Source organism: Streptomyces sp. NPDC005774 (assembly GCF_042871645.1).
Lineage (GTDB): Bacteria > Actinomycetota > Actinomycetes > Streptomycetales > Streptomycetaceae > Streptomyces > Streptomyces pratens.
This window is the reverse complement of the sequence record NZ_JBIAIV010000004.1, coordinates 172,890-183,455: the sequence shown is the minus strand read 5'-3', so window position 1 is coordinate 183,455 and position 10,566 is coordinate 172,890. Positions and strand designations below refer to the sequence as shown.

Genomic DNA, 10,566 nt, shown 5'->3' with positions numbered 1-10,566 from the left:
GGCGTCCTCGGCCTTGGCGTCCTCGGCCTTGGCGTCCTCGGCCTTGGCGTCCTCGGCCTTGGCGTCCTCGGCCTTGGCGTCCTCGGCCTTGGCGTCCTCGGCCTTGGCGTCGTCAGCCTTGGCGTCCTCGGCCTCGGCGGGGGCCTCGTCGGCGGTGTCCGCGACGGGGGCCTCGGCGGTCTCGTCCTCTTCCTCGTCGTCGAGGTCGATGATCTCGCCGTTGGTGTCCTTGACCACGGCCTTCTCGACCACGGCGGCCAGGGCCTTGCCACGGGCGACCTCGCCGACCAGGAGCGGAACCTGACCGCCCTCGACGACCGCCTGCGCGAACTGGTCGGGGGACATGCCGGAGGAGGCCGCGCGCCGCATGAGGTGCTCGGTGAGCTCCTCCTGGTTGACGTTGTGCTTCTCCCGGTTGACCAGCTCGTCGAGGACGAACTGGGTCTTGATGCCCTTGACCGCGGCCTCGCGGGTCTCGGTGTCGAACTCCTCGGCGGTCTTGCCCTGGATCTCGAGGTACTTCTCGAGGTCGAGGCCCATCTGACCGAGCTGGTGGTGCTCGAGGTTGTGCTTGCGGGTGTTGATCTCGTCCTCGAGCAGCTTCTCGGGGACGGGGACCTCGACCAGCTCGAGCAGCTTGTCCAGGACGCGCTCCTGGGCCTGCGTGGCCTGGTCGTACTGCTTCATGTTCTCCAGGCGCTTGCGGCTGTCCGCGCGCAGCTCCTCGAGGGTGTCGAACTCGGAGGCCGTCTGCGCGAACTCGTCGTCCAGCTCAGGCAGTTCGCGCTTGGCGACCTGGGTGACCTTGACGGTGACCTCGGCCTCCTTGCCCGCCGCGGAGCCGCCCTTCAGCTCGGAGGCGAAGGTGGCCTCCTGGTCGGCCGACAGGCCCGTCACCGCGGCGTCGACGCCGTCCAGCAGCTCGCCGGAGCCGATGGTGTAGGAGACGCCGCTGGCGATGCCGTCCTCGAGGACCTCGCCCTCGACCTTGGCCTCGAGGTCGATCGTGACGACGTCGCCGTCCTCGGCGGCACGCTCGACCGGGGCGGTGGAGGCGAAGCGCTCGCGCAGCTCCTCGACGGCCTTGTCGACGTCCTCCTCGGTAACCTCGACGGCGTCGACCTCGACCTCGATGCCGGAGTAGTCCGGGATCTCGATGGTCGGGCGGATGTCGACCTCGGCGGTGAAGTTCAGCGTCTCGCCGTCCTTCAGCTCCGTGATGTCGATCTCGGGCTGGCCCAGCGGGTTCAGCTCGGCCTCGTTGACCGCCTCGGTGTAGAACTTCGGGAGCGCGTCGTTGACCGCCTCCTCCAGCACCGCACCGCGGCCGAAGCGCTGGTCGATGACCCGGGCCGGGACCTTGCCCTTACGGAAGCCCTTCACCGTGACCTGCTGGTTGATTTTCTTGTACGCCGCGTCGAGGCTGTCCTTGAGCTCCTCGAAGGGCACCTCGACAGTGAGCCGAACCCGAGTCGGGTTCAGGGTCTCCACGGCGCTCTTCACGGTTCGGTCTCCTTGTGGCTGACTTCTGGATTTCCACCGGGACCAGAACGGTCCGGCCGTTTCGCAGCCCGGAGACTTCAGACGATGAGACACACGGGCGTGCAGCTTGCATAGTAACGGCAGCGACTGCAGCGCCCCAAAGCCGATCACTGGTGGTGATCGGGTGACTGGTCGGGGTGGCGGGATTTGAACCCACGGCCTTCCGCTCCCAAAGCGGACGCGCTACCAAGCTGCGCCACACCCCGTCTGGTGCGACACGTAGGGTACATGCCGGCGCCCGGTCGGGCCGCCGCATTCCACCGGGCGTGGTGCGGCGCCGGGGCCGTGGCGGGCACGCGGTGTGCGGCGAGGGCGCGGCACCCGCTACGATGCCTGTCAGTACCGCGCCCTCCGGGACGTGCGGTACGTGACGTGCGGGCGTAGCTCAATGGTAGAGCCCTAGTCTTCCAAACTAGCTACGCGGGTTCGATTCCCGTCGCCCGCTCCATACCGCTCAGGGTCGGCCGGAGGTTTCCTTCCTCCGCCGGCCCTGATCGCGTTCCCGGGGAGCAGCTTCCCGGGAACGGATTCCCGGAAGCCGGCTCTCAGAAGCTGACCGAGTTGATCATGTCTGCTATCGAGTCCATGAAGCGGTTGATCGACGGGGCCATGCCGGTGGAGGCGAGGAAGAAGCCGAAGAGGATCGCGACGACCGCGGGCCCGGCCTTGATGGACCCCCCTCTGATCAGTACTACAAGGATGATCGCCAACAGCAGCACCACAGACAGTGAAATGGCCACAACTGATCACACCCTTGGTCGGTCCGCTCGTCCGGTCCGGGCGACGCATCCCCGCGCATCCCGCCAGAACCATCGTGCCACCAACAGGGCCGGCCTATGCGGCTCGTGACGCATCATCCGTCTCACATCGGCCAGGTTCCGCGTGCGCGCGCCCGCCCGCGCGAGGGAACGGGCGGGCGCCGGACGGGTCCCGCGTGGAACCAGGAGTGCGACCTCGCACGGCAATTCGACTCACCACTCGCGGAAGGAATCCGACCGGGCCGGTGCCGTATCCACACAACACCTCCGCGACTGTTTCCCATTGCCGCTCCACGTATCCCGACGTTCCTCCCGCACCGGCCCCGTAGAGGGATGAAGCGGGCATCCCTTCGGGACGCAATGGGCGAGCCATATGCCCTGTTCGCCCTGGACGAATCGGACCGAAAACGGCGTACCGGATGCTTAGGAGTCGTGCCCGCGCGGCACGTTGGGCGTGTGCCGGTCATCACGCCGGCATAGCCGTCCGCATTCACGGATCGGGGGTATCCGGAATGGACAACCGGAATGACGTGGGGGTTTTACGCCTCCCCACAGCGAGCGCTAGGGTGCCTCAAATGTTCTACGCTGCCTCGTCCTCCAGATGCGCAGCGAGTGCGCCGGCCCCCTCCCCGAGTTCCCGGCGGGTGGCCCTGTGACGGACTCGCCGCGACCGAACGGCCATCACGGAACACCGCTTGCCCCGGCCCCGTCGCCGGGAACCGGCACGTCGACGACCGATACGCCGGGGAGCGGGGCGTCGGGCTCCGGCAAGCGGCGGGACGCGTTCTTCGACAACGCCAAGTACCTGGCGATCGTACTGGTGGCCGTAGGTCACTTCTGGGAGCCCATCAAGGACGACAGCCAGTTCCTGCAGGCTGCGTACACCGTCGTGTACGCCTTCCACATGCCGGCCTTCATCATCATCTCCGGCTACTTCTCGCGCAGCTTCGACATGCGCCCCGACCGGCTGCGGCGGCTGATCACCGGCATCGTCGTCCCGTACATCGTCTTCGAGACGGCCTACTCGCTCTTCAAGCGGGTCGTCGACAGCGACCCGCAGCATGAGATCAGCCTTCTCGACCCCTGGTATCTGACCTGGTTCCTGTGTGCGCTGTTCATCTGGCGGCTGACCACGCCGATCTGGAAGGCGGTGCGCCACCCGCTGCCGCTGGCGCTCGGCATCGCCATGCTGGCGAGCGCCTCCCCGCAGATCGGCAACGACCTCGATCTGCAGCGTGTCCTGCAGTTCCTGCCGTACTTCGTGCTCGGTCTGTGCCTGAGGCCCGAGCACTTCCACCTGGTGCGCCGTCGGTCGGTGCGGATCCTGTCGGTGCCCGTGTTCGTCTCCGCGCTCGCACTCGCCTGGCCTCCGGGGGTGCTCGGCGGAACCGGGTGGCTCTACCACCGTGACTCCGCGCAGGAGTTGGGCGCGCCGTGGTGGGCCGGCCCGGTGATGACGCTGGTGCTGTTCGGCTGCTGCCTGCTGCTGACGGCCTGCTTCTTCGCCTGGGTGCCGGGCCGCCACATGTGGTTCACGGCACTCGGCGCGGGCACGCTGTACGGCTATCTGCTGCACGGCTTCGTGATGAGGGCCGGTGAGTACCGGGGCTGGTTCGAGCCCTCGGTGCTGCATGGGCCGGCCGGCGCCGTCGCCGTGACCGTGTTCGCGGCGGTCCTGGTGACGTTCCTGTGCTCCAGGCCGGTGCAGCGGGTCTTCCGGTTCGTGATGGAGCCGAGGATGGAGTGGGCCTTCAAGCGCGACGCGGCCGAACCGGCCCGCGGGCGCGGGCAAGGAGAGAAGCCGGCGAAACAGGGGGCCGGGGAGACGCGGGAAGCCCGGGAGATTCAGGAGCAGGTCTCCGCCTAGTCGGCCGCATCGCGATGCGGTGGGCCGGGCCGGTGCGTCCGGTCGAGCCGGTCGGCCGGCTGGGCCGGCCGGGCCGGCCGGGCCGGCCGCTCGCCCGCCACGAGGCCGAGGAGTGTGCGCATCCGCGTGTACTTCTCGGTCAGTCGTGTGCGGGTCGCCTCGTCGAGTACCGCCAGCCGTGCCGGATCGGCGTTGTGGGCCAGGTCCGCCTCCTTCACCAGCAGTGCGCCCGGGGTCGCGAGGATGCGGGCCGCGTACACCTCGGGCGGCTCCCCGGACCGTTTGGTGACCGCGAGGACGATGTCCCTGGTCCGGCGGGTCAGTGCCGATTCCCTGAGCCACTCCTGTGACAGCTTGCCGTCCTCGACGGCGTCGTGCAGCCAGGCCGCCGCGATCTGCTCCTCGTCGCCGCCGCGCGCCCGGACGCCCTCGGCGACGGCCCGGAGGTGCTCGGCGTACGGCACGCCCGCCTTGTCGGTCTGTCCTTCGTGCACGGCACGGGCGGTGGCCTCGATCTGGGCCGTTGTCAGCAGGTTGCGCGGTGTCCCGGTCACCCCTCCAGTGTCCCCCGCGTGCGGTGCCGCGCGGGCTGGAGGGGGTCAGGCGAGTGGCGCCGGGCACGGATGCGGGTGCGGCCCCCGTCCCTGTCCCGCCCCCTCTCCGTCCGGTCAGCGGGTCGCGGCGGCCGTGGGGCCCTCGCGGCAGATCAGCAGGAGCGCCCGGTCGTCGTTGACGTCCTTGGCGACCGCTTCGATGAGGTGCCAGGCCGCTCCGTGGAAGCCGCCGGCGACATAGCGGTCGGCCTCACCGGTGAGGCGGTCGATGCCTTCGACGATGTCCCGGTCCGACGTCTCCACCAGGCCGTCGGTGAACAGCATCAGCACGTCGCCGGCGCGCAGCGAGCCTTTCACCGGGTCGAACTGGGCACCGTCGTACACGCCGAGGAGCGGGCCGTCGCCCGTCTTCTCCTCCCATTTGCCGCTGCCCGCGCTGAGTTGCAGGCCCGGCGGGTGCCCGGCGGAGTACAGCTCGTAGTCGCCGGAGTCCAGGTCGAGGACGAGGTGGATGGAGGTGGCGAAGCCCTCCTCCCATTCCTGGCGGAGCAGGTAGCCGTTGGCGGCCGGCAGGAAGGCGTGCGGCGGGAGGCTGCCGAGCAGGCCGCCGAAGGCGCCCGACAGCAGCAGGGCGCGCGATCCGGCGTCCATGCCTTTGCCGGACACGTCGGTCAGGACGACTTCCAGCGTGCGCCCGCCGTTGGTGCGGGCGGCGACCACGAAGTCGCCCGAGAAGGACTGGCCTCCCGCGGGACGCAGGGACATCTCCCGGTGCCATCCGCTCGGCAGGGCCGGCAACTGGCTCTGGACGCGGATGCGTTCACGCAGGTCGAACAGCATGGTGCCGCCGCGCCGCCAGGGCACGCCCACCCGGCTGCGGAACTGGGCGACGACCAGGCCGAAGAAGCCTCCGGCGGCCACGACGAGGACGACGCCGGGGGTGACCCGGGACGCGCCCTCGGTGTACGGGCCGAGTCGGACGGCCTCGACTATCAGCGCGGTCGCCGCCGCCGCGTACAGGCCGAGCAGGCTCGCCGGGCGCAGCAGCAGCCCGCCGGCGACGATCGGCAGGACCAGTGCGGACGGCGCGAACCACACGGAGTTGGCGAGGGTCGCCACCGAGATGAGCGGGATCGTCAGCAGCAGTCCGGCGAGGGCTATCCAGTCGGAGCCGTCCCCGCGGAAGTAGTCGACGGCAGCCCGGCGCACGCCGACGCGGGCCCGGTGCCATTGCTTCTTCACCCGGGCCGTCAGCGTGTCGGCTTCTGCGCGCCTCTCTCGTCCTGCTGCCATTAGTTCGGGACCCTATCGATCGGACCGGCCACTTGGCACGGGAGGTCCTGGTTGTCCCTCGTTGGGGGACCTGCTTCACAGTCAACTTCACCGGGCGCCGTCGCGGGGAGCGTCCGGCGGAAATTGTCTACCGGTGTTGGCAGGCGGGGCACCAGAAGAGGTTGCGGGCGGCGAGATCGGCGGTGCGGATCTCGCCGCCGCAGATGTGGCAGGGCCGGTGGGCCCGGCGGTAGACGTACACCTCGCCACCGTGGTCGTCGACGCGCGGCGGGCGGCCCATCGCCTCCGGGGTGTGCTGCGGACGGACGGTGTCGATGCGGTTGTTGCGGACACCCTCGCGCATCAGCCCGACCAGGTCGGTCCAGATCGCGTCCCACTCGGCGGGGGTGAGGTCCCGGCCCGCCCGGTAGGGGTCGATGCGGTGCCGGAAGAGAACCTCGGCGCGGTAGACGTTTCCGACGCCGGCGATGACCTTCTGGTCCATGAGAAGTGCGGCGATCGTCGTACGGCTGCGGCTGATCCTGCGGTACGCGGTGTCCGGTTCCGCGTCCGGGCGCAGGGGGTCGGGACCGAGACGGTCGTGTATCGCCCGCTTCTCGACGCCGGTGATCAGGGCGCAGGTGGTGGGCCCGCGCAGATCGGCGTACGCGGTGGGGTGCGCGAGGCGCAGGCGGACGGTGTCCGTGGGCGGGGGCGCGGGGGCCGGGCCCAGGGCGACCTTGCCGAAGAGGCCGAGGTGGATGTGGACCCAGTCGGTGTGCTCGGGGTCGGGGTCGCGGAAGCCGAGGAAGAGGTGCTTGCCGTGGGCGTCGGCGGTGTGCAGGGGGGTGCGGTCCAGGAGGGCGGCGGCGTCACTGAACTTGCCCTGGGGGCTGGTGACTCGCAGGGGGCTGCCGTCGGCGAAGGCGGCGGCGTAGTCCTCGGCCAGCCGGTGGATGGTGTGTCCCTCCGGCACGGTTCCGGTCCCCCTCTCTGCTCTCGCTGCTCTCGCTGCTCTCTCTGCCCTCTGAATGCCCTATGACTGTCCCATGGCCGCCGGCGTCGGCCACGTCCTTCGGACCCGCCGGGGGAGCCGTCGCTCCCCGGCGGGTCGTGGACGGGCCGGTCGCCGGTTACTGCTGGGGGTGGTGGGGCGGGATCGGGGGGAGATCGCCGGTGGTCTCGTAGGCCGCGAGCATGTCGATGCGACGGCTGTGGCGCTCGTCTCCCGAGAACGGGGTGCCCAGGAAGATCTCGACGAACTTCGTGGCCTCGTCCGTGGTGTGCATGCGCGCACCCACCGCGACCACGTTGGCGTCGTTGTGCGTGCGGCCCAGCGCCGCGGTCTCCTCGCTCCACGCCAGGGCCGCTCGTACGCCCTTCACCTTGTTCGCGGCGATCTGCTCGCCGTTGCCGGAGCCGCCGATCACGATGCCGAGGCTGCCGGGGTCGGCGGCGGTCCGCTCGGCCGCGCGGAGACAGAAGGGCGGGTAGTCGTCCTGGGCGTCGTAGATGTGGGGCCCGCAGTCGACGGGCTCGTGACCCGCGTCCTTGAGCCACGTGGCGAGGTGGTTCTTGAATTCGTATCCGGCATGGTCGGAACCGAGGTACACGCGCATGCTCCGAGTGTGACACGGCGGATCGCGCGCGGGCGCGCCGGGGCAGGGGGCGCGGGAGCCGCTGCCGCTGGGCGCGACGGGGGCCGCGCTCCTCGCGGCCGGGGCGACCGGGGCGACCGGGCTGTGGCGGTCGTCGCGGCGGCCACAGCGGGCAGGAGGGGAGGGCGGGCCCACCGGCGGGGGCCGTCCGGTGAGCTCACCGGACGGCCCCGAAAACGCGGAAGGAGGCCGTCCGGGCGCTGTACGCACGCCCGGACGGCCTCCGCCTTTCGCTCTTTCGTTCTTTCGTTCTTTCGCTGCGGATCGGTTCGCAGGGGCCCGGCCGTCAGCGCTTGTTGACGAACCGCCAGGCGGTGGGCAGCACGCCCATGGCCAGCGCCGCCTTCAGGGCGTCACCGATCAGGAACGGGGTGAGGCCGGCCGCGATCGCGGCGGAGGCGGACATGCCGGTGGCCAGCGCCAGGTAGGGCACGCCGACGGCGTAGATGACCGCCGAGCCGAGCAGCATGGTGCCCGCGGTCCGCCAGACGGAGCGGTCGGCACCGCGGCGGGCGAGGGAGCCCACGACGACCGCGGCCAGCAGCATGCCCAGGACGTAACCGAACGACGGCATCCCGATGCCGGACCCGCCCTCGGCGAACCACGGCACACCGGCGGCGCCCGCCATCGCGTACAGCGCGAGGGCGAACAGACCGCGCCGGGCGCCGAGGGTGGTACCGACGAGCAGCGCGGCGAAGGTCTGACCGGTCACCGGGACCGGGGAGCCCGGGACGGGGACGACGAACTGGGCGGCGATGCCGGTGAGCGCGGCACCTCCGACCACGAGGGCCACGTCCCGTACGCGGGACGCCGGGACGAGGTCGGCGAGGACCAGACCGGCTCGGGTCCCGCCCTGCTGGTGCAGAGCGGATGTGGCGGCTGCGGTGCTCATGGGGACTCCGCGGAGGTGAGGACGGTTGGGGACACGGCGACGCTATCCCAGCGCCCTCGTGCCGATCACCGTCAGCGCTCGACAAAGGCTCCGGCACGCCCGTGGTGGGCTCCGGACAAAGAACGCCCGCCAACCGGGGCGCGGAGTGATGCCGGTCACTGCGGTGACGTGGTCTCTCCTACAGGGCCGGTCCGGCGACGCCTGTAGGGTCCCGCCAAAGCGTGCGGGGAGGCCCTTACCTCCGACTCGCGCGCACGCCGGTGCCGGACCGGCCGCGTACGTCGTCCCCGTCCTAGCCGGTCCGGTGGGGCGGGGCGCCCGCACGTCCCGGTCCATCCGGACGTGCCGCGACGCGGCCGGCGGAGGCGGCGGGTGACCCCGTGGCCGCCGCGTGAGCGGCCGGGCACCGGTCGGGTGACCGGCCGAGCATCGGCGGGGTAGCCGGAACATCACCCTCCGCATGACACGTGTCCACATGCTGGGCGGCCCCTCCGTCAGGCGGAAGGGGCCGCCCAGACTGGCGTGGTTCTCACCGTCTTCCGTATTGGACGAGCCGTGCCCGTGCCCAGCCCCTCCACCGAGACAGCCGAGACAGCCGAGACACCCGAGGCGGCCGGGACACCCGGGCCACCGCCGCGGCATCAGGACGGCGCCGCTCTCTCCCACGGCCTGAAGCAGCGCCATCTGTCGATGATCGCCCTGGGCGGGGTGATCGGCGCCGGGCTGTTCGTCGGCTCCGGCGCGGGCATCGCCGCCGCGGGGCCGTCGATCGTCATCGCCTACGCCCTCTCCGGCCTGCTGGTCATGCTGGTGATGCGGATGCTCGGCGAGATGTCGGCTGCGTATCCGTCCTCCGGTTCGTTCTCGGCGCACGCGGAACGGGCGATCGGGCCCTGGGCGGGCTTCGCCTCGGGCTGGGCGTTCTGGGTGCTGCTGTGCACGGCGGTCGGCCTGGAGGGCATCGGCGCCGCGAAGATCGTCACCGGCTGGCTCCCGGGCACGCCCGAGTGGGCGTGGGTGGCTCTGTTCATGGTGATGTTCTGCGCCACGAACCTCGCGGCCGTGAAGAAGTTCGGCGAGTTCGAGTTCTGGTTCGCGGCGCTCAAGGTCGGCGCGATCTCCCTGTTCCTGGTGCTCGGCGTGCTGGCCCTCGCGGGCGTCCTGCCGGGCACCGACTCCCCCGGCGCCTCGAACCTCACCCCGCTGCTGCCCAACGGCGGCGAGGGGCTGGTGATCGGCCTGCTCGCCTCCGTCTTCGCGTACGGCGGCCTGGAGACGGTCACCATCGCCGCGGCGGAGTCGGAGAACCCGGTCAAGGGCGTCGCGAGCGCCGTCCGTACGGCGATGTGGCGGATCGCGCTGTTCTACGTCGGCTCGATGGCGGTCATCGTGGCCCTGGTCCCGTGGGACTCGCCGGCGGTCGTCGAGCAGGGCCCGTACGTCGCCGCCCTGGAGCGGCTGGGCATCCCGGGCGCCGGGCAGCTGATGAACGTCGTGGTGCTGGTGGCGCTGCTGTCCGCGATGAACGCCAACATCTACGGCGCCTCGCGCATCGGCTACTCCCTGGTGCAGCGCGGGCAGGGTCCGAAGGTGCTGGGCCGGGTGTCGGCCGGGGTGCCGCGGATCGCCGTGCTGGCCTCGTCGGTCTTCGGTTTCCTGTGCGTGCTGCTGAGCTACTGGCGGCCCGACGACGTCTTTTCCTGGCTGCTCAACATGATCGGCGCGGTGATCCTGGTCGTCTGGATCTTCATCGCCGTCTCGCAGCTGCGGCTGCGCCGCATCCTGGAGCGCGAGGCCCCGCAGAAGCTGGTCGTCCGGATGTGGGCGTTCCCGGTGCTGACGTGGGTCGCGCTGGCCGGGATGGCCGCCGTCTTCGTCCTGATGGCCCGGGAACCGGACACACGCGTGCAGCTGTATTCGACGGGTGGCATGACCGTGGCCCTGGGGGTCGCCGGCTACGCCTGGCAGCGGTCCAGGGCACGCACGCGAACCGAGGACTGACCCCTTCGCCCCCTCCCGCCGC

The 10,566-nt window shown here is 70.9% G+C and carries 9 protein-coding genes and 2 tRNA genes; 3 read left to right on the top strand and 8 right to left on the bottom strand.

Translation table 11 applies throughout. The features are described from left to right. Nucleotides 1-1,503 (bottom strand): trigger factor (tig, locus tag ACFYQA_RS06175; RefSeq protein ID WP_388912223.1); only part of this gene is annotated, 1,503 nt, incomplete at its 3' end. A gap of 168 nt (nt 1,504-1,671) precedes the next feature. Next, a tRNA-Pro gene (locus ACFYQA_RS06170) sits at nt 1,672-1,748 on the bottom strand. 168 nt (nt 1,749-1,916) lie between these two features. Between ACFYQA_RS06170 and ACFYQA_RS06165 the strand changes: the two genes are divergently transcribed. Then, nucleotides 1,917-1,990 (top strand) — tRNA-Gly (locus ACFYQA_RS06165). Between the two features lie 97 nt (nt 1,991-2,087). Here the strand turns inward: ACFYQA_RS06165 and ACFYQA_RS06160 are convergent. After that, nucleotides 2,088-2,282: a hypothetical protein gene (locus tag ACFYQA_RS06160; protein WP_332427626.1), complete on the bottom strand. Its 195-nt coding sequence runs from the start codon at nt 2,280-2,282 to the stop codon at nt 2,088-2,090. A gap of 670 nt (nt 2,283-2,952) precedes the next feature. Between ACFYQA_RS06160 and ACFYQA_RS06155 the strand changes: the two genes are divergently transcribed. Further along, on the top strand, nt 2,953-4,167 hold the full coding sequence (locus ACFYQA_RS06155; protein WP_388912220.1) for an acyltransferase family protein: 1,215 nt from the start codon (nt 2,953-2,955) through the stop codon (nt 4,165-4,167). Here the strand turns inward: ACFYQA_RS06155 and ACFYQA_RS06150 are convergent. From ACFYQA_RS06150 to ACFYQA_RS06130, 5 genes are all read right to left on the bottom strand, one after another. After that, complete coding sequence (locus ACFYQA_RS06150) at nt 4,164-4,721, bottom strand: HD domain-containing protein (RefSeq protein ID WP_388912218.1); 558 nt, start codon at nt 4,719-4,721, stop codon at nt 4,164-4,166. The two genes, ACFYQA_RS06155 and ACFYQA_RS06150, sit on opposite strands and share 4 nt — an antisense overlap. Nucleotides 4,722-4,835: 114 nt before the next feature. Further along, complete coding sequence (locus ACFYQA_RS06145) at nt 4,836-6,014, bottom strand: PP2C family protein-serine/threonine phosphatase (protein ID WP_332427630.1); 1,179 nt, start codon at nt 6,012-6,014, stop codon at nt 4,836-4,838. A 127-nt stretch (nt 6,015-6,141) separates the two neighbouring features. After that, on the bottom strand, nt 6,142-6,969 hold the full coding sequence (locus ACFYQA_RS06140; RefSeq protein ID WP_388912216.1) for an Fpg/Nei family DNA glycosylase: 828 nt from the start codon (nt 6,967-6,969) through the stop codon (nt 6,142-6,144). Nucleotides 6,970-7,126: 157 nt separating this feature from the next. Continuing rightward, nucleotides 7,127-7,612, bottom strand: a complete 486-nt coding sequence (locus tag ACFYQA_RS06135; RefSeq protein ID WP_388912214.1) for a ribose-5-phosphate isomerase — start codon at nt 7,610-7,612, stop codon at nt 7,127-7,129. A gap of 325 nt (nt 7,613-7,937) precedes the next feature. Continuing rightward, nucleotides 7,938-8,543 (bottom strand): biotin transporter BioY, encoded by a 606-nt coding sequence (locus ACFYQA_RS06130; protein ID WP_332427634.1) that lies wholly within the window; start codon nt 8,541-8,543, stop codon nt 7,938-7,940. Between the two features lie 669 nt (nt 8,544-9,212). On the opposite strand from ACFYQA_RS06130, the gene ACFYQA_RS06125 reads away from it, so the two are divergent. Continuing rightward, the gene (locus ACFYQA_RS06125; protein ID WP_388912395.1) at nt 9,213-10,544 is read left to right on the top strand and encodes an amino acid permease; all 1,332 of its coding nucleotides are present in this window, start codon (nt 9,213-9,215) and stop codon (nt 10,542-10,544) included. The last annotated feature ends 22 nt before the right edge of the window (nt 10,545-10,566 follow it).

Bases quoted from the DNA above. Each gene is read 5' to 3' on its own strand.
- ACFYQA_RS06135 (WP_388912214.1), bottom strand. From the start codon at position 7,612: ATGCGCGTGTACCTCGGTTCCGACCATGCCGGATACGAATTCAAGAAC.
- ACFYQA_RS06130 (WP_332427634.1), bottom strand. From the start codon at position 8,543: ATGAGCACCGCAGCCGCCACATCCGCTCTGCACCAGCAGGGCGGGACC.
- ACFYQA_RS06145 (WP_332427630.1), bottom strand. From the start codon at position 6,014: ATGGCAGCAGGACGAGAGAGGCGCGCAGAAGCCGACACGCTGACGGCC.